The organism is Nonomuraea rosea (assembly GCF_039539705.1).
GTDB lineage: Bacteria > Actinomycetota > Actinomycetes > Streptosporangiales > Streptosporangiaceae > Nonomuraea > Nonomuraea rosea.
This window is the reverse complement of record NZ_BAABDQ010000034.1, coordinates 81,484-102,352: the sequence shown is the minus strand read 5'-3', so window position 1 is coordinate 102,352 and position 20,869 is coordinate 81,484. Positions and strand designations below refer to the sequence as shown.

At 69.2% G+C, this 20,869-nt stretch carries 13 protein-coding genes; 7 read left to right on the top strand and 6 right to left on the bottom strand.

Annotation, left to right across the window (positions count from 1 at the left end; translation table 11 throughout):
* Positions 1 to 160 precede the first annotated feature (160 nt).
* Entirely contained in the window at positions 161 to 2,086 is a 1,926-nt protein-coding gene (locus ABEA43_RS49160; RefSeq protein WP_345573008.1) for a fibronectin type III domain-containing protein, read from the bottom strand.
* A gap of 77 nt (positions 2,087 to 2,163) precedes the next feature.
* Positions 2,164 to 5,256, bottom strand: a complete 3,093-nt coding sequence (locus ABEA43_RS49155; protein ID WP_345573007.1) for a glycosyl hydrolase family 95 catalytic domain-containing protein — start codon at positions 5,254 to 5,256, stop codon at positions 2,164 to 2,166.
* A gap of 461 nt (positions 5,257 to 5,717) precedes the next feature.
* Here ABEA43_RS49155 and ABEA43_RS49150 point away from each other — a divergent pair, with 461 nt between their 5' ends.
* The 6 genes from ABEA43_RS49150 (at position 5,718) to ABEA43_RS49125 (ending at position 13,040) form a co-directional block, all read left to right on the top strand.
* The gene (locus ABEA43_RS49150) at positions 5,718 to 6,578 is read left to right on the top strand and encodes an NAD-dependent epimerase/dehydratase family protein (protein ID WP_345573006.1); all 861 of its coding nucleotides are present in this window, start codon (positions 5,718 to 5,720) and stop codon (positions 6,576 to 6,578) included.
* The gene (locus ABEA43_RS49145) at positions 6,575 to 7,909 is read left to right on the top strand and encodes an enolase C-terminal domain-like protein (RefSeq protein WP_345573005.1); all 1,335 of its coding nucleotides are present in this window, start codon (positions 6,575 to 6,577) and stop codon (positions 7,907 to 7,909) included. Before ABEA43_RS49150 ends, ABEA43_RS49145 begins: the two co-directional genes overlap by 4 nt.
* A 60-nt stretch (positions 7,910 to 7,969) precedes the next feature.
* The gene (locus tag ABEA43_RS49140) at positions 7,970 to 9,703 is read left to right on the top strand and encodes a substrate-binding domain-containing protein (protein WP_345573004.1); all 1,734 of its coding nucleotides are present in this window, start codon (positions 7,970 to 7,972) and stop codon (positions 9,701 to 9,703) included.
* Between the two features lie 249 nt (positions 9,704 to 9,952).
* Positions 9,953 to 11,284, top strand: a complete 1,332-nt coding sequence (locus tag ABEA43_RS49135; RefSeq protein ID WP_345573003.1) for an ABC transporter substrate-binding protein — start codon at positions 9,953 to 9,955, stop codon at positions 11,282 to 11,284.
* Positions 11,266 to 12,240: a carbohydrate ABC transporter permease gene (locus ABEA43_RS49130; protein ID WP_345573002.1), complete on the top strand. Its 975-nt coding sequence runs from the start codon at positions 11,266 to 11,268 to the stop codon at positions 12,238 to 12,240. The genes ABEA43_RS49135 and ABEA43_RS49130 overlap by 19 nt, the downstream gene beginning before the upstream one ends.
* Positions 12,237 to 13,040, top strand: coding sequence for a carbohydrate ABC transporter permease (locus ABEA43_RS49125; protein WP_345573001.1), 804 nt, complete (start codon positions 12,237 to 12,239; stop codon positions 13,038 to 13,040). The genes ABEA43_RS49130 and ABEA43_RS49125 overlap by 4 nt, the downstream gene beginning before the upstream one ends.
* Positions 13,041 to 13,133: 93 nt before the next feature.
* Here ABEA43_RS49125 and ABEA43_RS49120 read toward each other — a convergent pair whose 3' ends face one another.
* Positions 13,134 to 14,945 (bottom strand): glycoside hydrolase family 76 protein, encoded by a 1,812-nt coding sequence (locus ABEA43_RS49120; protein ID WP_345573000.1) that lies wholly within the window; start codon positions 14,943 to 14,945, stop codon positions 13,134 to 13,136.
* Between the two features lie 344 nt (positions 14,946 to 15,289).
* Between ABEA43_RS49120 and ABEA43_RS49115 the strand changes: the two genes are divergently transcribed.
* Positions 15,290 to 18,151 carry an alpha-L-rhamnosidase-related protein gene (locus ABEA43_RS49115; protein WP_345572999.1) on the top strand — a complete coding sequence of 954 codons (2,862 nt, stop codon included), beginning with the start codon at positions 15,290 to 15,292 and terminating at the stop codon, positions 18,149 to 18,151.
* A 130-nt stretch (positions 18,152 to 18,281) separates the two neighbouring features.
* Here ABEA43_RS49115 and ABEA43_RS49110 read toward each other — a convergent pair whose 3' ends face one another.
* The 3 genes from ABEA43_RS49110 to ABEA43_RS49100 are packed head-to-tail and all read right to left on the bottom strand — an operon-like array spanning position 18,282 to position 20,841.
* Positions 18,282 to 19,298 carry a LysR family transcriptional regulator gene (locus ABEA43_RS49110; RefSeq protein WP_345572998.1) on the bottom strand — a complete coding sequence of 339 codons (1,017 nt, stop codon included), beginning with the start codon at positions 19,296 to 19,298 and terminating at the stop codon, positions 18,282 to 18,284.
* Positions 19,295 to 20,083, bottom strand: a complete 789-nt coding sequence (locus ABEA43_RS49105) for an SDR family NAD(P)-dependent oxidoreductase (RefSeq protein WP_345572997.1) — start codon at positions 20,081 to 20,083, stop codon at positions 19,295 to 19,297. Before ABEA43_RS49105 ends, ABEA43_RS49110 begins: the two co-directional genes overlap by 4 nt.
* On the bottom strand, positions 20,080 to 20,841 hold the full coding sequence (locus ABEA43_RS49100; RefSeq protein ID WP_345572996.1) for an SDR family NAD(P)-dependent oxidoreductase: 762 nt from the start codon (positions 20,839 to 20,841) through the stop codon (positions 20,080 to 20,082). Before ABEA43_RS49100 ends, ABEA43_RS49105 begins: the two co-directional genes overlap by 4 nt.
* Positions 20,842 to 20,869 lie beyond the last annotated feature (28 nt).

The following is a 20,869-nucleotide window of genomic DNA, read 5'->3' as shown; positions in this document are numbered from 1 at the left end:
GGGGTCGCGGCCCCGAGGGCCTCCGCCGCGCGCTGCGATGCGACCGCGGCTTCGGCGGCCTGTGTTGTGACCCTTGAGGTGGTGAGAAGAGCGGAGAAGGGAGCTTCATGACGGCGTGAGGTGGGCTAACGGCTTGTGCGAACGCCCAAGCGGTATCGGATCATGTGGCGACGATGTCGAACATCTCCCACGGGCCGATGGCGGTGCGGTTGGCGATCAACGGCTGGGCGCCCGCCCCTTCCGCGCAGACATACTGGTTGTTGGCCTGGGCGCGAAGGCTGATCGAACCGTTCGGGTTGGTGATCAGAGCGAAGGTCTCCCACGGGCCGATGGCGGTGCGGTTGGCGATCAACGGCTGGGCGCCGGCCGCCTCCGCGCAGACATACTGGCTGTTGGACCTGGACCGCAGCGCGATGTTGCCGTTGCCCAGATTGACCCGCTCGAACTGCTGCGCTGTTCCGGGGGAGCCGCCATTGGCGATCAGCGACGAGCCGTTGCCTGCGGTCACGAACTGGTTGTTGGCGTGGGACCGCAGGGCGATGAACGCACCGGCCGCCGGGGTGGTCACGGTCACCGCGTTCGAGGGGGCGGAGACGTTGCCGGCCGCGTCCTGGGCGGTGACGGTGAAGCTGTAGGCGGTGGACGGCGAGAGCCCGTTCACCGTGAACGGCGAGCTCGTCGGCGCGGCCACCACCGTGGTGCCGCGCCGCACCTGGTACCCGGCCACGCCGAGGTTGTCGGAGGAGGCCGTCCAGGCCAGCGTCACGCTGGTCGGCGTCGTGCCGGTCACCTGGAGGGCGCCTGGCACGGTCGGCGGCTGAGTGTCGTTGCCGCTGACCACGGGCGGCGTGGGGCGGGTCGCGGTGAGGGCGATCTGGCCTTTCAGCATGCGCCCGCCGTCACCGGTGAGCCGGAGGTAGTAGTCGGAGGAGCAGAACGTGCCGTCCTCGTCCAACGCCAGCATTCCGGAGTTGGCGGGTAACCACGCGGCGGTCTCGGCTGTTTTGGCGATCTGGTTGCCCTCGTTGAACTCGTCGAACATCGAGATGTAGATGCCCTGGCACCCTGCTCGGATGACGTTGTAGAACTGCCGCCACATGAAGTCGCCGTGCCGCCGGTGCCGCAGCGTGACATCGCCGGGCATCACGCACGGCTGGTAGTCGATGCCTCGGGCGTTGCATTCGGCCTGGTCAGGAACGGTGAGGTTGGTGTAGAAGTGGTCCGCGTCCGCGATCGTGCTGATCCGCCCGACCATCCACGGGGAGATCATGTGGAATGCCCGGTAGACGTCGATGAATCCCGGTCGGGAGTCGTTGATCCCCTGCCGCCAGTACGTCGGCACTCCTCCCATCACGTACACGCCCTGGTTCTTGAACCAGTTCACGACATCCAGACAGGGTGCGGGGGCCCACGGGCGTCCGGAGTCGTTGAAGCCGAATCCCCAGATTCCGACCACGGGCTTGCCGTTCTGGCGGGCGTACATGGGGGAGGTCGTGTGGGCGGACATCTTGTTCAGCCAGTCGGCCTTGATCTCCGGCTGCATGTTCGTCCAGCTGGTGACGTCGTACATGATGTAGAACTTGCGTCCGTTGGCCTCCGCGGCGGTGCGGACCTTCTGCGCCATCGCGTCGCGGGTGGCGCCTTCGCCGCCGTTCGGGTTGAACCGCTGCAGAGCGGCGGTGTCGATGCCGCTCTCCCGCATCCATCGGAAGTGGGTGTCGACGGTCTGCTGGTCGTAGGAGGAGAACAGGGTGGCCGGCTGTCCGTTGTTCAGGTTGGCGTAGGCGGTCGGGTAGGTGCTGGTGAACTCCCGCATGTCCGGCCAGGACACGATGGTGGTGTTGCCCGGTGCGGGAGGCTGCTGATTGTCGGCGCTCCAGTGCCACCACGCGTTGATCGGTGCCGCGTCGCCCTTGCAGGCGAACCACCCCTGATAGCCGACCGTGATCTTCCCCACTACGTCACCTGGTGGGCTGGCCGCGTTCGCCGCACTGGTCAGCGCGGACAAGAGCTGCGACGACGACACAGCGGCCACCACTGATCCGGTCACTGCTGAGGCCAGGAATCCCCGGCGTGAGACGGTCACGAGTACTCCTTCTGTCGAGGGGGCGTTCGGGCATGCCAGGCCACCGGCCTTGGGCGAAGACCGCGTAAGCCTGAAGGTCAGCCGGTGATGAGGTCGAACGACTCCCAGGGACCGATGGCCGTGCGGTTGGCGATCAGCGGCTGGGCGCCGCCACCTTCCGCGCACACGTACTTGCCGTTGACCTGGGCCTTGAGGCTGACCGTCCCGTCGGGGTTGGTGACGAGCTGGAAGGTCTCCCAGGCACCGGCCGAGGGGCGGTTGGCGATCAGGGCCTCGGCGCCGGCGTTCTCCGCGGTCACGAACTGGCTGTTGCTCCTGGCCCGCAGCGCGACGTTGCCGTTGCCCAGGTCGACCCGGTCGAACTGCTCGCCCGTTCCGGCGCTCGTCTTGCTCGCGACCAGGGGCGCGCCGGGGGTCGCGGTGACGTAGAGGTTGTTGGCTCTGGATCGCAGGCTGACCGCCGGGGCGCCCGCCGGCTGGGTGAGGATCCGCAGGGCGTCGACCATGCCGACGGCGGTGCTCTTGTTGACGATCCTGATCGTGTGCTGGCCGCTGGGCAGCCCGCTCCTGCTGAACACCACCTGCTGCGCCTGCCGGGCGCCGGAGACGTACAGGCTCACGTTCGACTGGAAGACGTTGTCGAGGTAGACGTCCACGTTGCCCATGTCGCCGTTGCGTTCGGAGAGGTACTCGACGCCGGTCCCGGTGAAGGTGTGCTGGGCGGCGGCGCCGACGGTGTTGCTGTGGTGGGTGTCGTCGTTGTAGTCGCCGTAGCCGCGGGCGGTCGTATGATACCAGTTGGCGTCGTAGGTGAGCTCGGTGTCGTTCACCATCGAGTTCGGCGTCGAGCCGGTGCCGAGGGCTGAGCTGGTGCCGCTCAACGTCTTGGCGCTCTGGTTCGCCGTGCCGGTCAGCCGCACCGAGGCGTAGGAGCTGAGCGGCTTGGCCGTGCGCTCCACGACGTAGACGGTGTTCGCCGCGGTGGCGAAGGAGATCTCCGCGCCGGAGCCGGTTGCCAGGATGGCGTTGTCGGAGGTCCTGCGCACGCGTACCTGCTGGGTGCCCCAGGGATTGACCACCGTGGCCTGCTTGCCGTACAGGCTCTTGAGGCCGACGTACTTGATCTCACCGGCCTCGCGTTCGGAGCTGACGAGGTGGCCGTCCTTGGCCAGCAGGGTGAACTTCCCGACGAACGATGAGTCGCCTGGCACCGCGGGGAACACCCTGATCTTGTCGTTGTAGCTCTGCATGAGTGCTTCGTTCATCGCGGACAGGTGCACGCCGAGATACTCGAAGACGCCGTTGGTGTTGTTCGTCATGCCGTTGGGGTAGTTCTGGTACTTCTGCAGCATGGTCTTCATGCCCTGGTACGTCTGGTCGCCGAGGCCGAGCCGGGCCGCCTGCACCGCGTCGTTGGACCACACGTTGCCGTAGGGGAAGGGCCGCTGGTTCCACGTGTTGACCGCGGTCTGGTAGTCGGGGTAGCCGATGCCGGTGATGTCGTAGGGCCAGATCAGCTCGGCCGAGACGTTCTCGTTGTTCCTGGTCTGGGCGATCGGCGGCTGATGCGGCTGGTAGGCGCCGCTGACGACCGAGTAGGGCACCAGGTGGTCCAGCACGTTCTGCCAGCCGGCGCGCAGGCCGCCGTCCAGGCCGAGCTGCTGGCTGACCTGGATGGTCAGCGGGAAGATGCTGCGCACGGCGGCCAGGTCGGTGATGGCGTTGCGGACGTTCCAGTAGGTCTCGTGGGAGTTGGAGCCGGCCATGTAGTAGGTGTTGGTGGCGCTGTCGTGGGACAGCATGGCCGAGTAGAACTTCGCCGTCTCCCTCATGTACGGATAGGCGACGTCGCGCAGGTAGGTCAGATCGTTCGTGTACCGGTAACGGAGGTACATGTTGTACGCGGCCTCGTAGCCGGTCGACAGGATGTTCTTGGTGTAGTCGCTGCCGACCGTGCCGCGCGCGTTGCCGTCCCAGCCCATGGTCTCCGGCACCCACAGCCCATCCACGCCGTATCTGGTCTGCGTGTACGCCTTCAGCGCGGTGTAGTTGCGGCTGTAGAGCCTGTTGAAGCCGTCCATCAGGTCTGTGTGATTGGCGGCCAGGAAGGAGTTGTAGACGTCGCGCTGGTTCCAGTACCAGTAGGCGTTGCTCCACTTGGTGGTGTCCTGGGTCGCGCGGAAGACCCCGTTGATGAAGTGGAGCGGGTAGGCGCCGTAGCCGCCGGCCGCGATCATGTACGTGCTGAGGTAGTAGACGTTCTCCATGTAGTCCGCGTCACCGGAGCCGTTGGCATACTGGACGAACGACTTGCCCCAGAAAGCGTGCCACCAGTTGCGGTAGTTGGTGTACGTGGTGGCGTACCCGGTGCTCTTGACCGAGGACAGCTGGTTGCGGGCCTGAGCCACCGAGTCGCGGTTGGGTGCGTTGATCCTGCTGGATGCGGTGATCCAGATGGTGTAGCTGGACGTGGGCGCGATGTTGAGCCGCACCTTCCTGCCGTCCACGACCTGAGTGGTGAACCCCGCGCCCTCCACGGTGGCGGCCAGGGTGTACCCGAAACCGTTGGCGTCGGTCTGCCCGCGGCTCAGGCCGGCGCTCGCGGAGTCGGCGTAGGTGGAGATCGTCTTCCACGTGGTGAGATCCGGCACGTCGCCGCTGTTGGTGACGGTTGCCGGATCCCACATGCTCAGATCCAGGGCCACGCCGGAGACCCCGCCGCGGGTGTCGTCGACGTGGATGCCCATCACCTCGGAGTTGGGCGACCCCAGGATGGTGACGGTCCGGTTGGAGTCGTACCTGGTGGTCAGCGTCCCGTCGTAGAGCGACAGCCGCTGCTGGTAGGTGGAGTTACCGGTGTCCATTCCGGGCGTGGAGTACAGGTTCACCAGACCGGCCGCGAACGCGGACTGCTGTGCCAGGTCGACGCCTGACATCTGCATCGTCAGCCCGTTCTGATTCCAGACCATGGCGCCCGTGCGGCCGTTGCCCACGGTCAGGCCGTGGAGGGGATTGGTGGTGGGCCGGTTGTACACGATGTCGTGCTTGGACAGGTATCCCTGGTAGTCCACGTTGAGTACGCCGGCCGCCTGGTCGAAGGCCGCGTCGGTCGTCGAGGCGAAGGTGGGTGAAGCCGCGCCCGCGGTCAGCAGGCCGGCGACGAGCGTCAACGGAGGCAGTGAGCGTAACAGACGGTGCAACATGGGCTTCCTCTCCTGCTGCCGGCGGCCCTTCGCCGCGCCCAGCGCAGGGCATGCTGTCGCGGACCTCTCCACAAGACGCAGTCCCGAGCGGAACGGCGGCGATCCCCGGAACGAGATGCCGCACAGCTCAGTGAGTCGGACTGTCAGGCGTAGTTAACATTGGATGTATTTGACCGTCAATAGACAAGCAAGGCCACTGTCGAGCAGAAACAGAGATAAATTGCTGAAGATTGCTATTCGCTTGCAGAGATCTGTCGTCTAGCTGCAAAGAGTCCATCAATACCTCCGATGTCTTGCCGAGCTGTCCGGCGCGTCGCCGCAGCGGAGGCGCGCGGGCCACGGCTTTCCGTCCGTTGAGCGTTGACACTCCCATCCCTTCGCGTGCATGCTGCGTGAGCATAACAAATCGATTTGCATTGGGGGATCGGATGGCCGACCGTCCTCGACGGGTGCTGGTGACCGGGGCGGCCGGTGGGCTGGGGCGGGCGGTGCTCTCCCTGCTCGCGGCGGAAGAGGTGGCCGTGACCGCGCTCGACCTCCGCGATCCCGGTGAGATACGCGCGGATCGCATGGTGGTGGGTACCGCGTGCGACCCCGGCGTGGTGCGCGACGCGCTCGACGGTGTCGAGGCCGTGATCCACCTCGCGGCCACGCCCGCGCCGGTGCTGGGGCCGGCCGAGGAGGTGTTCTCCATGAACGCCCGCGCCACCTTCGTGGTGCTGGAGGAGGCCGGGCAGGCCGGAATCGGGCGTGCGGCGGTGGCCAGCAGCCTGTCGATCCTTGGCCTGGCCTGGGCCACGCGGCCGCTGCATCCGGCGTACGTGCCGGTGGACGAGCGGCTGCCGTTGCAGATCGAGGATCCTTACGCGCTGTCCAAGCAGGCGGACGAGGCCACCGCGGGGATGATGACGCGGCGGTTCGGGATGACGACCGTCGCGCTGCGGTTCCCCCGGCTGGGAGAGGTGGAGGGAAAGCTGCGGCGTACGGAGGAGGAGTGGGCCGGGGACCCTGCGGCGGGAGCCCGGGAGTTGTGGGCCTACCTGGACGTGCGGGACGCGGCACGGGCCGCCTGGCTCGCCGTCACGCGGCCCGTCCACGGGCATCACGTGGTGTCGGTGGCGGCGCCGACCACGTTGTCGGCCGCGCCCACGGAAGAACTGCTGAGCCGGTTCCATCCGGGGAGCGAGCGGCGGGGCGCCTTGCCGGGCAGGACGGTGCCCATCGACCTCAGCGCGGCCGAGCGCCTGCTGGGCTTCACCGCCCAGCACACAAGGGGCGGCGCCTCATGAGCACGGGGCGGCCGGATCGCGTGGCGCCGCACGGCCGGGGCGTCGTCGACGCCGGTGTCCAGGACGGAACGGCGCAGGCGATGGCGGAGACGCAGGCGCCGTGGCCGGGGCGGGACGGGTTGCGCATCACCGGCGTACGGGCCGTCGTGACCGCTCCCGAAGGAGTGCCTCTCGTGGTGGTACGGGTGGATACCAGCGAACCCGGCCTGCACGGTCTCGGCTGCGCCACGTTCACCCAGCGCTTCATGGCGGTGGCCGTCACCGTGGACGAGCACGTGGGGCCGATGCTGATCGGCCGTCACCCTGCCGACATCGAGGACATCACCCGGATGGTGCATTTCTCGTCCTATTGGCGTAACGGACCCGTACTGAACAGCGCCTTGTCCGGCATCGACCAGGCGCTGTGGGACATCGCGGGCAAGCGGGCGGGCATGCCGGTGTACGAGTTGCTCGGCGGGCGGGTGCGTGCCGCCGCGGACACGTACCTGCATGCCGGCGGCGCCACGGTGGAGGAGACGCTGGAGACGGCCGGTGAGATCCTCGCGTCGGGGTACCGGCACGTCCGGTTGCAGGTGGGGGCGCCCGGCCTCGGGCACTACGGCGCGCCCGGCACGGCCGGCGGCTATCCGGGGCGGCCCTACCCGGACGGGTGGGACGTGCAGCGCTACCTCCGCGACACGCCGGCGCTGTTCGAACGGGCCAGGAGTGTGCTGGGCGAGGAGCCTGGGCTCATGCACGACGTGCACTCCAGGCTCACCCCCAAGCAGGCCGTGGCGCTCGCGCGACGGCTGGAGCCGTACCGGCTGCTCTTCCTGGAGGACCCGATCGCGCCGGAGTTCTACGACCGGCTGCCCGAGGTGCGGGCGGCCGCGCCCATGCCGATCGCGGCGGGCGAGCAGCTCGGCTCCGTCACCGACGCGGCCAGGCTGGTCCGCGAGGGCGGGGTGGATCTGCTGCGGCTGCACGTGTCAGCCGTCGGCGGGCTGACGCCCGCGCGAAAGCTGGTCGCCCTGTGCGAGCTGGCGGGCGTGGGGACGGCGTGGCACTCCCCGGCGGACGTCTCACCCGTCGGCGCGGCCGCCAACGTGGCGCTCGACGTGACCACGCCCGCGTTCCAGATCCAGGAGGGCCATGTGTACGGGGAGGCCGTGCACGAGGTGTTTCCCGGCACGTTGCGGCCGCGTGCGGGCTATCTCCACCCGAGCGACGCGCCCGGGTGGGGGATCGAGCTGGACGAGGTCCTGGCCGCGCGGTATCCGCCCGTGACGCACCTGCACGAACGATGGGCGGCCCGGGTGCGGCGGCCCGACGGTGGTCTGGAGGCGCCCTGATCGTTCAGTGGCTATAAGTTTTAGTCAACGTAAGGATTGGGTCAATGTAAGATCTCACCCATGGCCTCTGGTGAGCGGGTCCACGCCCGGCGGGAGCGGAAGAAGGCGGAGACGCGACGCGCGATCGTCGCGGCGGCGCTGCGGCTGTTCCGCGAGCGGGGGTTCGACGCGGTGACGGTGGCCGAGGTCGCGGAGGCGGCCGACGTGTCCGCCAAGACCGTCTTCAACTATTTTCCCGCCAAGGAGCAGCTCTACTTCGACGACGAGCCGCTCTTGACGGGAGTGCCGTCCGAGGTGGTGGGCGGGCGGCCGGCCGGGGAGCCGGTGGTCGCAGCCCTGCGCGCGCTGCTGCCCGCCGTCGTCGCGGATCCGGCCGGGCTGGTGGTGCGGGCGCGCGTCTACCACGGCAGTCCGGCGCTGCGGGCCTTCGGGCGGGAGACGTTCGCCGAGCAGGAGCGGGCGCTGGCCGGGGTGCTGGCCCGCGACCGCGACCTGGGCGGGGTCGCGCCCGGGATGCTGGCGGCCGTGGTGCTGAGCCCGGTGCGCGAGGTGTGGGAGACGATCCTGGCGCGCATGGCCGCGGGCACGCCACCCGAGGAGGCGCTCAGGCAGGGAACCCGGGCTCTCGACGAGGCGCTGACCGTGCTCGGCCGGGGGTTTCCCAGCCTGTCCAGGGGCGCTGCGCGAGAGGCGCCAGACGGCGCCGCCGGGGTGCCAGGCAGCGGTGTCGGGGCGCCAGGCAGTGGCGCCGGATGGCCGAGCGGTGGCGCCGGGGTGCGCGAAGGCGTGGCCGTGCGGCGGGGGGAGCGGGCGAGCATCACCCGCGTGGCCGAACTGGCCGGGGTGAGCGCGACGACCGTGTCACACACGCTCAACGGCCGTCGCCCGGTCGCGGAGAAGACCAGGCGCCGGGTCCACGAGGCCATCGAGGAGCTCGGCTACCGGCCGAACGTGCTCGCGCGCAGCCTCCGGACCAGCAGGAGCCAGACGATCGGGCTGGTGATCCCCGACATCACCAACCCGTTCTATCCGGCGCTCGCCCGCGGCATGCAGGACATCCTCGGGCCCGCCGGATACGACCAGATCATCAGCAACACCGACGGCGAGCGGCGGCTTGAGCGTTCCGCGCTGGAGCAGATGATCGCCAGGCAGGTCGACGGGCTGGCGTTCGCGGTGTTCAACACGCACGCCGAAGACCTGCTGCCGGTCATCGACGCGGGCATCCCGGTGGTCAGACTCGGCGGCCGGCTCATCCAGCAGGGCGTGGACGTCGTGCACAGCGACGACGAGGGCGGCGCCCGGGAAGCCACCCGCTACCTGCTCGAACGCGGCTACCGCAGGATCGGCTTCGTGTGCGGGCCGGCCGAGGAGGGACCGGCCGCCGAGCGCGTGGCCGGCTATCTGACCGCGCTCACGGACGCCGGCGCGGGCTCTGGGCTCGTGGTGCACACGCACTTCAGCCGCCAGGGCGGTGCCGCGGGCGCGGCGCGGCTGCTCGACCTGCCCGAGCCGCCCGACGCGCTGCTGTGCGCCAACGACCTCATGGCCATCGGCGCGCTCGACGTCGCCGTGGAGCGCGGCCTGCGCGTGCCGCACGACGTGGCGATCATGGGGTTCGACGACATCGAGGCGGCCAGCATGGTCACGCCCCGGCTCACCACGATGGCCAACCCGGCCAGGGCGATCGGGCAGGCCAGCGCGCGCAGGCTGCTCGACCGCCTTGGGGGCAAGGTGGCCGAACCCAACACCGAGGTGATCATCCCCGCCCGGCTGGAGAGTCGCGAGTCGGCCTGACCCGTCCGCCGCGCTCTTGACACGCGCGATGTTGCGTGTAGATTTCCGCACAAGTCTTAACGATTTGCGTTTCCGGATCGCGAGGAAACCGGGCAGGCGACTCGCCACGTGGAGACAACCCCCCTCTTCCGCGAAAGGACACCGATGGCAGCCGGTGCGTCATGTCGGAGAACACGTACGAGCACAAGGGCGAGCACAAGAGCGAGCACAAGGGCGAGCACAAGAAGGGCGGCGGCCGGGGCGCTCGCCGTGGCACTCCTGGTGGCCGGGTGCTCCGGCGGCGGGACGGACGGCGGACAGCCGAGCGACGGGCAGTCGCTGACGATGTGGACGTTCAAGAAGTCCCACGCCGACGCGCTGAACAAGGCCGCGACGCGGTTCAAGAGTGAGACCGGCATCGCCGTCAAGGTGGAGGCGGTCACACCGGACGACGTGTTCGTCAGCAAGGTGCAGGCCGCGGCCCAGACCGGCGGGCTGCCGGACGTGCTGGAGATGCACGCGAGCGGCGAGGACTGGGAGATGGGCGGGTCAGGGCTGCTGCAGGACCTGCAGGCCGACGTGGGCGCTCAGTGGAAGGACCGGTTCCTACCGACCACCCGCGAGAGCGGGGTGCTGACGCAGCAGCGCCTCGACACCGTGGCCGCCGACTCGCCGATCAAGAACGGCAAGGCGGGGCAGCGGTTCAGCGTGCCGTTCACGGCCGGCGCGTTCGGGATCGTCTACGCCAACAAGGACAAGCTGAAGGCCGCCGGGCTGAGTACGGACACGCCGCCCAAGACGTGGGAGGAGTTCCTGGCTGCGCTGAAGGCCACCACGGAGAAGGATCAGGGCGGGCTGGCGCTGGGGCTGAAGGTCAGCTCGACCGGGTTCAACTGGGTCTATGAGCCGCTCGCCTACGCCTATCTGGGCAAGGAGCGGTACCAGGCGCTGTTCGGTAAGGGCACCACGCAGGGGTTCGGCACTCCCGACGGGGTGAAGACGCTGGCGAAGTACGCCGAGCTCACGCCGTACTGGATGCCGGGGACCACATCGCTCGGCATCGACGAGGCCGATGTCGCCTTCGCGCAGGGCAAGTCGGCATTCGGCGTCGGCGGCACCTTCACGCTGGCGTTCCTCGCGCAGAACGGGCTGAGCCCAGACAAGGTGCTCACCTTCCCCGTGCCGCCGTCACAAGAGGGGCAGAACAAGGAGATCTCGATGTCGCCGCTCGCGCTGACCGGGCTCGGCATCACCGCCACCGCGAAGAACCGGGACGCGGCGGTGAAGTGGCTCGACTGGGTGACCTCTCCCGCGGGCGCCGGCCTGGTGGCGAAGGAGTCGCTGGACCTGCCCGCCACCGACCTGGGCGCGGACGCGGAGAAGCTGCTCGGCAAGGATCTCGCGGCCCTGCAGCAGCATTTCACCGGGCCGCCGGCGACCGCCTACGAAGCCGGCGACACCGCCTTCTTCCCCTCCGACTACGACCACGTCAAGTCCGGTGACGTGGCCGTCAAGCTCACGCCGCTGAAGGAGCTCGACGCGCAGCAGGCGGGCACTCAGCTCGACAAGGTCATGGCGTCCATGTGGAAGTCCACGCAATGACGCTCACGCTCACCCGCGACGAGCGGGGCGGGCTCACCCACGGGCCCGCCCCGCGGCCCCCGCGCTGGCCGCGGTGGGTGACGGGCTGGTTGTTCGTCCTGCCCGCCGTGGCGCTGTTCCTGCTGATGGGGGCGTACACGATCGCCAACGGGCTGCTGCTCAGCTTCGCCAAGTGGAACGGGTTCACGCCCGAGTGGAAATGGGTGGGGCTGGACAACTACGCCGACCTGCTCGGCGCGGACCCGTCGCTGGCGGGCGACCTGCGCCGCGCGGGCTGGAACACACTGCAGGTCATGGTCGCCGTGCCGGCGCTGACCGTGGCAATCGCGCTGCCGCTGGCGATGATGCTCAACTCCATCACCCGGCTGCGGGCGTTCCTGCGATCGGTGTACTTCCTGCCGTACGTCACCTCGGGCATCGCCGTCTATTACGCCTGGCGGTATGTGCTGGAGCCGGACGGCGCGATCAACCTGCTGCTGGGCGCGCTCGGGCTGGGGACCCTGCGGCAACCGCAGGGTTTCCTCGGCAACCCGGACACAGCGCTCCCGACGCTCATCCTCGTGCTGGTGTGGTCGGCGGTGCCTATCGCGACCCTGCTCTACCTGAGCGGCTTGCAGGCCATCGACCGCGGCCTGGTCGAGGCGGCGCAGATCGACGGGGCCGCGCCGCGGCACGTGTTGCGGCGGATCATCTGGCCGCTGCTGCGCCCGATCACGGTCGCCATCGTGCTGCTGGGCGTACGCGATGCGCTGCACGGCTTCCAGATCTTCCTGGTCATGACGAACGGCGGGCCCGGCGGGCACACCGACGTGCTGGGGCTGATGGCGTACCGGCTGTCGTTCATGAAAGGGCTGTCGCCGACGCTCGGGGTGGCCAGCGCGCTCGGCTGGCTGCTGTTCGCCGGAGCGGTACTGCTCACGCTGGCCAACGCCCGCATGCTGAGGAGGGTCGAATGAGGCGCTTCGCCTACCTGGGGCTGATCGCGTACGCGCTGATCAGCGTGTACCCGTTCGTCTGGATGGTGTCAGGGGCCTTCAAGAGCAGGACCGAGATCCTGGAGGGCGGCCTGATCCCGCGCGAGCCGACGCTGGACACGCTCGTCGCCACCTGGAGCCAGTTGCACTTCCTTGACTTCTTCGCCAACAGCCTCAAGGTCACCGCGATGACCGTGCTCGGCGTGCTCGTGGTCTACAGCCTGGCCTCCTACGCCTTCGCGGTGCTGGACTTCCCCGGCCGGCGGTTCCTGTACTGGTTCTTCGTGGCGCTGCTGTTCGTGCCCGGTATCACGGTGCTGCTCCCGGTGGTCGTCCTGGAGAAGAACCTCGGGCTGCTCGGCACCCATCTGGGGCTGGTGCTGCCGTTCGTGAACGGCACCGCGCCGCTGGCCGTGCTCCTGCTGACCAGCAGCTACCGGTCGATCCCCGCCGAGTTGCGGGACGCCGCCCGCTCCGACGGCGCGGGTGAGGCACGCATCTACTGGTCGGTCCACCTGCCGCTGGCCAGGCCCGCGCACATCACGATCGCGGTGCTGACGGCGGTGCCGACCTGGAACGAGTACGTGCTCACCCGCGTGTCGATCTCCGACCGGTCGCTGTTCACGCTGCCGCTCGGGCTGGAGTCGCTGATCTCCAGCGAGGTGCCGAGATACAACGAGGTGATGGCCGCCTCGCTCATCCTCGTGCTGCCGGTCATCGCGCTGTTCGTGCTGCTGCAGCGCTACTTCGTCAACGGGCTGGCGGGCGCGCTCAAGGGCTGAGAGCGCCCGGCCGGCCCGCCTGCTTTGCCGCCGCCGAGCAGGAGCTGCCGGAATTACCGTCACTGTACGATTCGGTGGTGCAGAACAGCCGGGTCACCCGCTTGCGGCCGTGAGCGCTCCGAGCGCGCTGGCCTGCGTGCGCCAGTCGCTCTGGTTGGGGCCGGTGCCGGCCCAGCGTTGACCGAGGACGTTGAGGGAGCTGCGGTCCTGCGCCCACAGCGTGTCCGCCTGCCGCTGAAGGTAGCTCCGGTAAGTGCTGGAACCGGTGGCCTTCGCGAGGTCGGCGAAGTGCCGCATGAAGATGCCCTTGAACTGTTTCTGATTGTCGTCGCAGGAGGCCGAGCCGATGTCGCAGGACTCGGTGAGCACTCCGGCCCGGGTCAGCGCCGTGCTGCTGATGGCGGCATCGGCCAGGGCACGCGCGGTGGCCAGCAGCGAACCGTCCCCGGTCGTCTTCCACAGTTCGGTGAAGCCGCCGATGGCCAGTCCTTGGTTGTAACTCCACACGGTGCTGCCGTTGTTGGCGCAGGAGGAGTTCAGTCCGTCGTTCACGAGTCCCGAGGAGTTGATCATCCCGCTCGACCGGCACCAGCCGGCGGCCGTCCTCGCCCGCTGGAGCCATCCGGTGTCGCCGGGGATGCGCTGGTGCAGCGCCGTGGTCAGCCAGAGATACTGCCCGTTCGTCACGGCGTTCTTGTAGGTGCGTTCCCGGTCCCACCACACGCCGCCCCCGCAGCTGCCGGCGTCCCAGTACTGCTGGACGTAGTTGGCGATGATGACGGCCTCATTGAGGTAGCGGGCGTCGCCGGTGTAGTCGTACGCGTCGATCCAGGCGATGGCCCACCAGGCCGAGTCGTCGATGGAACGGCTGATGAAGTGGCCCTCCAGCGCGTCCGAGCTGCGCACTCCGGCGGCGAAGACGCCCTTGTTCTGCTCGAAGGTGCGCGCCACGATCCAGTCGTAGTCGTGCGTGCCGGTGGTCCTGGCGAAGCCGATGAGGGAGCTGAGGGTGGCGGCGGAGTTCCACCAACTGCTGGGCCACCAGCCGTTGTACGGGTCGTAGGAGTACATGAGCGCGTCTGCCGCGGCGCGTGCCCTGGTCGGCGCGGGTCTGACCCAGGTGGTGCAACTGCCCTCCTGGTGGGAGGCCTCCCGGCCGCAGGCGCGGACCGCGCCGCCGTAGAGGAGGCCGCGCGGATCGCGGGTGGCGTACATCGCGGTACGCGTGCCGGCAGCTCCGGACGGGGTGCTGGTACGGCCGAGCGATGAGCCGCCCGGCCTGGTCGAACCACCGTTCCAGGAGCGGTCGAGCCAGATCTCGTCGCCGCCGCCGCCGGATTCGATGCCGGCCCAGGCCATGGAGTTCTTCTGGTTCACATGCAGCCGGATCGTGCGGCCGTAGAGGGTCGTGGCCGGCACCGGCTGATCGTCCCCGGCCGCCTGGCCGGCGTTGGCGCCGTCGCAGAGAGTGTCGCAGACGGCGGGGTAGACCCAGTCCGTACAGCCGACGGCGGCGGCGTCGCCACAGGCCCGGACCAGTCCGCGCCGGTGGTTGCGGGGGTCGGTGATGTTGTACATCAGCGTCCTGGTGCCGGTCCAGGTTCCCGGGATGCTCGCCTTGCCCAGCAGCCCCTCCCAGGTGGCGCCGCCGTCCCAGGAGCGGTCCAGCCACGCCGAGTCGCCCATCACGCCGTCGTCGATGCTGGCCCACGCCATGTCGTCCGCGTTGGAGACGTGCAGTTGGAGGCGGCGGCCGTTGAGGTTCTTGGCCGGTACCGGAAAGCTCTCCTGCCGGGCCAGCGAGGGATCCCGCGTGTCACAGGCCAGTACGCACACCGGGGTGGCGGCGGCCGCGGGCGTCGCGGCCGGTACCAGTGCCGCACACGCGAGAGCGGCCGTCAGCAAGAAGGTGAGGAGTGATCTGACAACGTTGTCGGCGCTGCGTAAAGACACCGGAGCTCGCCTCGATTTCACGATGGGGGATGCCGCCATGGGCGGGAATCGGGCACTGGTCCATACCTGTTTCCGACCGCAGTGAAACCGGCTTGACGAGCCTTGTCAATAGCTTCAGAAGGAACGTTTTAAGAGCGGGCCGCACGGGAGCGGCGACGGGTTGACACACTGTTTCCACACGTCCATCATTCGGTGGGAACTCATCTTGTAACAAACTTTCCGATTGGCTGTCGGGGTTTTGTCGTCACACATTAAAACGATCAAACAGTTTTCGCCCCCAGCCCCAGGAGGTTTCCGTGCGCCGGCACCACTTACCCAGCCTCGCTCTGCTCGCCGCTCTGCCCGCCGCGCTGCTGACCGCAGGCCCGCTGCCGTCCGCCGCCGCGGGGGCCTCGACACCCACAACGGATGCCAACTCGGCGGCCGTTGACCCCCTGAGCTACTCACCGACCTCCCGCACCCTCAAGCCGACCGCCGTGTACGCCACGTCCGGCAGCGTCGCGAACCCGCAGAACGTCCTCAGCGGACTGTCTACGCGGATCTCCGGCGCGCAGTCGGCCATCACCCTCGACTTCGGCAAAGAAGTCGCCGGAATGACAACGTTGTCCTTCGGCGACACCAGCGGCGGCCAACAGGTCGGCCTCGCCTTCAGCGAGTCGTCCCTGTACGCAGGCACCAACAGTGACCGGAGCAGCGGCCGCGACGGCGAGGACGGAGCGCTCCACGCCACGGCCTCCACCAATGGCACCTACACCATGCCCACCGCACAACAGCGGGGCGGCTTCCGCTATCTCACCGTCTTCCTCGACACCTCGGGCTGGATAGACCTCAAGGGCGTCAGCCTCGCCTTCACCGCGGCTCCGGGAAAGGCCAACCCGGCCGACTACGCCAACTACTTCCACTCCAGCGACGACCTTCTCAACCGCATCTGGTACGCCGGGGCGTACACCGTGCAGCTCAACACGATCGCCTCCAACCAGGGCCGCGCCTGGCCCCCGCCGGCCACCGCGTGGAACAACGCCGCCACGGTCGGCGTGGGCGACTCCGTCCTGGTCGACGGGGCCAAGCGGGACCGGACGGTGTGGCCCGGCGACCTGGGCATCGCCGTACCCACGCAGTACGCCTACTCGGGTGACCTCACCTCGACGCGCAACGCGATCAGCACGATGTACGGCGTGCAGTCCGCCGAGGGGGAGATCCCCTGGTCAGGACCGCCGTTCAACCTCACCGGCTCGGACACCTACCACCTGTGGACACTCCTGAGCACGGCGACGTACTACACGTACTCGGCCGACCGGGCCTGGCTGGACTCCCAATGGGCCGGCTACAAGCGGGGCATGGCCTTCATCATCGCCAAGATCGGCGGCACCGGTCTCCTCAACGTGACCCGCACCCAGGACTGGGCCCGCGTCGGCCAAGGCGGCGAGAACATCTCCGCCAACGCGCTGCTGTACGCCACGCTCAAGGGCGGCGCCACCCTGGCCTCGGTCAAGGGTGAGAGCGCGCTCGCCACGAACTGGGCCACCAGGGCGACCACCCTCAAGAGCGCGGCCAACTCCCGGCTGTGGGACGCCTCGCAGGGTCTGTACAGGGACAACCCGACCAGCGGCCTGTACCCGCAGGACGGCAACTCGCTCGCGGTCTGGTACGGGCTCACCGATTCCCCCGCGAAGTCGCGGACCATCGTCAGCCGGCTCGCGACCCGTTGGGGCATCTACGGCCCCGCCACCCCCGAATGGGGCGGCAACGTCTCACCCTTCGCCGGCGGGATGGAGCTGAACGCCCACTTCGCCGCCAACGACGACCACACCGCCCTGGCGCAGATCCGCCGTACCTGGGGCCACATGCTCAACAGCGGCATCGGCACCAAGAGCACCTTCTGGGAGGGCATCAGGGCCGACGGCGGCCACGCCTACGGGGGTTCGTTCATGAGCCTGGCCCATGGCTGGTCCACCGCGCCCACCTCCACGCTCACCTTCGACGTGCTCGGCACCGCACCGGAGTCGGCGACCGGCGCGTACCGCTTCGTTCCGCACCCCGGTGACCTGACCAGCGCCGAGGGCCGGATCACCATGCCCCAGGGGGCCGTCAACGCCTCTTGGTCGCGCGTCCCCGCCGCCGGCACGTACGCGGCGCGCCTCACCAGCCCCGCCGGCACCACCGGCCGCATCGGCGTCCCGAAGCTCGGCGGCGGCAACATCTCGGTGTCCGTGAACGGCAACGTCGTCTGGAGCAACGGAGCCTTCACGCCTGCCACGGGCATCACCAGCGGGAGCCAGGACGACACCTACGTCTACCTCACCGGCGTCGCTCCGGGCAGCTACACGGTGAACGCCTCCGGGCTGGGCAATCCCTCCCCGCCCGCCGAGCCGGGTACGGGCGCCCTGCGCGCGGGCTACACCCGGTGCGCGGGTGAGGGCGGCACGTGCTCCTTCACCGGCATCCGCTCGGTGGCCTACGGGGCAGGGTCCTACACCTACAAGACGGCGACCGGCAGCACTGCCTGTACCAGCGCCTCCTTCGGTGGCGACCCGGCGGCGAATCTGGTCAAGTCCTGCTACGTCGCCGACGCGGGCGGCCCGCCCGGATACAACGTCTGCGCGGCCGAGGGCGGCGCCTGTGCCGTGCCCGGCTACAACCGTGACGTCGCCTACGGCGCCAACGGCAACTTCGCGCACCAGGTCGCCAACGGCTCCGTGCCGTGCACCAACGCCCACTTCGGCGATCCCATCGACGGAGTCGCCAAGTCCTGTTACCTGCCGCCCGCGGGAGGTCCGCCCGGCGGCTGGACCATGTGCGCGTCTCAGAACGGCACGTGCCCGGCCGCAGCGGGACAGCCGGTGATGTACGGCGCCTTCGGCGCGTTCGCCACGATCGCTGCCACCGGCGACACCCCCTGCACCGACGCCACGTTCGGCGACCCGATTCCCGGCGAGTCGAAGGGCTGCTACACCGCCACCGGCGGCCCGGCCGGCTACGCCACGGCCTGCTCGGACGAGACCGGGACGTGCGCCTTCGGCGGACAGCAGACCGTCGCGTACGGCGCCCGGGGCAGGTTCGTGTACAAGTCGTTCACCGGCGGCACCGGCTGTACGACGGCGGCATTCGGCACCGATCCGCTGCCAGGCGTACGGAAGGGGTGCTTCCGCACACCCTGATCTCCTGTGGCCTGGACCAGCGGGCGAGCGCGAGCCTGATATCGGGATCGTCCCAGGCCCGCAGGCACTTGACGGTCAAAGGCCGGACTCTCAAGATCGAGATCCGGCCTTTGGCCGCGGGGGCACCACGTCAGTCCGGGATGGCCTGCACACCGGGAGGTAGTTGAGCCTGCTCCTGGGCGTCCAGGAAGGCTTTGACGACCGCGGCGTTCGAGCGGCGTCTCGCCCAGAAGAGGGCCACCTCCCGCAGGGCCGTCCGGGAGTCTATGGTGCGGATCGCAAGGCCCTCGATGCTGGTGGTGTCCAGGGCGAGGCGGTTGATGACGCCGATGCCGAAGGCGGAGCGGACCAGCGCGACCAGAGTCGCCGGTTGGTCGGTGAGGTAGGCGATGTCGCCCCGGTCGCCCCGGTCGGCCTCATCGCCGAGGGCGTTGCGCACGTCGAATCCGCCGCCCTCTTCCGCGCTGCCGGACGGGTTGCCGATCAGTGGCCGCCCCAGGAGGTCCTCCACGCTCACCGTGGACTTCCGGGTGAGCTCGTCCTGCTCGCGCAGCACGGCGACGATGTCTTCACGCCAGATGGTCCGATGGCAGAGCGTGGTCTCGTGCATCTTCGGCAGCAGCGGCCGGAACGCCAGGTCCACGGCCCCGCTGACGACCATCTCCTCCAGCGCCGCGGCGGTGCCCTCGTGAAGCTCGATCGTGACGCCCGGGTGCTTCGACGTCAGCTCTCGCAACACCGAGGGCAGGTAGGTCGAGCTGACGCTCGGATAGCTCCCGACCTTGAGGTGCGCGACGAGGTTGTCGAGCGTGCTGCGGGCGGCCTCGACGCCGCGCTGGAGCTCGAGGAGGGCGTTCATGGCGTGCCCCCGGAACAGCTCGCCCGCCTCGGTCGTGCAGATGGGGCGGGCCTTGCGGTCGAAGAGGGTCACGCCGAGCGCATGTTCCAGGGCCGCGACGTGGGCGCTGACCCGCGACTGTGACAGGTGCAGGACGAGCGTGGCGGCACCGAATCCGCCTTTGTCCGCCACCGCGAGAAAGCTGCGCAACCAAGCGGTCTGCAGCGACATGGCATCCCGCGGGTCGCGCGGGGCCAGGTCGATCTCGTCGTCGGGATGATCGTCCGAAGGGGTGGGTGAGCCGCTCATCCCTGATCCGTTCCCGCTGTCATCCCTCCGTCGAGGACGAGCGCAGCCCCGTTGACGAACCGGCCCTCAGGCCCCGCGAGGAAGGCGACCATGGCCGCGATCTCGTCCGGTGCCCCCATGCGCCCGTCCAACTGCCGAGCAGCCATCGCCGCGCGGGCCGCCGCCGGTTCCGGCGCCTTCGCGAGGATCTTCCCGATCCACTCGGTCTCCACGGTTCCGGGGCAGATCGCCACGGAACGGATTCCTGCCCGCGCATGGTCGACCGCAACCGCCCGGGTGAGGCCGACCAGCCCCGCCTTGGACGCGCAGTACGCCGCCCGCCGGGCCAGCCCGATCTGACCGCCGACGGAGGCGATGTTGATGATCACGCCGCTGCCGCGGTCGAGCATCAACGGCAGCGTCGCCCGGATGGTGAGGAACGGCCCGGTCAGGTTCACCGACATGACGCGGTTCCAGTCCGCGTCGCTCGTCTCCAGCACGTTCGCGGCCAGGCCGATACCGGCCACGTTCACCAGCACTTCCGGAGCGCCGACGGTGACGGCGATCTCCCGTGTCACCGACCCCACGGCCACCGGGTCGCACAGGTCGACGGTGAACGGGTGCGCCAGGCCACCCGCCTGCTGGATCTGCGTACCCGTCTCGGCGAGACCGGCGGCGTCGAGATCCATCATCGCGACCTCGTAGCCATCGCGGGCCAGGCGCAGGGCGGTGGCGCGGCCGATGCCGGAGGCCGCACCGGTCACCACGGCGACGGTGCCGGTCACCGGCCCGGTTCCCGTGCTCACGAGTACGCCGGACCGGGCAGCGAGCCGTCCATGGCGTACCCGCCGTCCACGTCCAGGCAGGCGCCCGTGGTGTAGCACGCCTCCTCGGAGGCGAGGTAGGCGATGGCGGCGGCCACCCACTCGGGCGGCGCGATCGTCCCCAGCGGGATCTTCGCCTTCAGCGAAGCGACGATCTCGGGGGTGTAGATGGGCTCGCTCATCTTGGTCCTGGTCGCGCCCGGGCGGACGCAGTTCACGGTGATGCCGTGAGGAGCCAGCTCCGACGCCATCGTGCGGGTCATCGCCTCGAGCCCGCCCTTGGTCGCCGTGTACGGTGCCGCGTTCGGCTCCGAGACCACGGCGTGCACCGAGGAGACGTTGACGATGCGGCCCGGCATCCCATGCTCGACCATGATGCGAGCGACGGCCTGGGTCAGGAAGAAGACACCCGTCAGGTTGACCGCCACGACCCGATCCCAGTCGGCCCTCGTGACCTGGAGGAAGGGCGCGATGCGCAGAATCCCGGCGACGTTGGCCAGCACGTCGACGTGCTGGAACTCCGTGCGCAGGTACTCCTCCAGCGAGCGCGCCGCGTCCTGGTCCGCGACGTCCAGGTCGAGCGGGCGAACGCGGTCCACCACGTCGTCCGGCCAGGGCTGGGTGTGTTCCAGATCGACAGCCACCACCGTGGCGCCCTCGCGCAGCAGCCGGACCGCCGTCGCCCGGCCGATGCCGGAGCCGGCGCCGGTGACGACGGCGAGCTTGTCGCTGAATCTCATGCGCTGACCTCTCGTGAAACCTGAACGG

Excerpts from the sequence above, each read along its gene's own strand:
- ABEA43_RS49150 (WP_345573006.1), top strand. The coding sequence starts at position 5,718 with ATGGCCGACCGTCCTCGACGGGTGCTGGTGACCGGGGCGGCCGGTGGG.
- ABEA43_RS49145 (WP_345573005.1), top strand. The coding sequence starts at position 6,575 with ATGAGCACGGGGCGGCCGGATCGCGTGGCGCCGCACGGCCGGGGCGTC.
- ABEA43_RS49140 (WP_345573004.1), top strand. The coding sequence starts at position 7,970 with ATGGCCTCTGGTGAGCGGGTCCACGCCCGGCGGGAGCGGAAGAAGGCG.
- ABEA43_RS49125 (WP_345573001.1), top strand. The coding sequence starts at position 12,237 with ATGAGGCGCTTCGCCTACCTGGGGCTGATCGCGTACGCGCTGATCAGC.
- ABEA43_RS49110 (WP_345572998.1), bottom strand. The coding sequence starts at position 19,298 with ATGAGCGGCTCACCCACCCCTTCGGACGATCATCCCGACGACGAGATC.
- ABEA43_RS49100 (WP_345572996.1), bottom strand. The coding sequence starts at position 20,841 with ATGAGATTCAGCGACAAGCTCGCCGTCGTCACCGGCGCCGGCTCCGGC.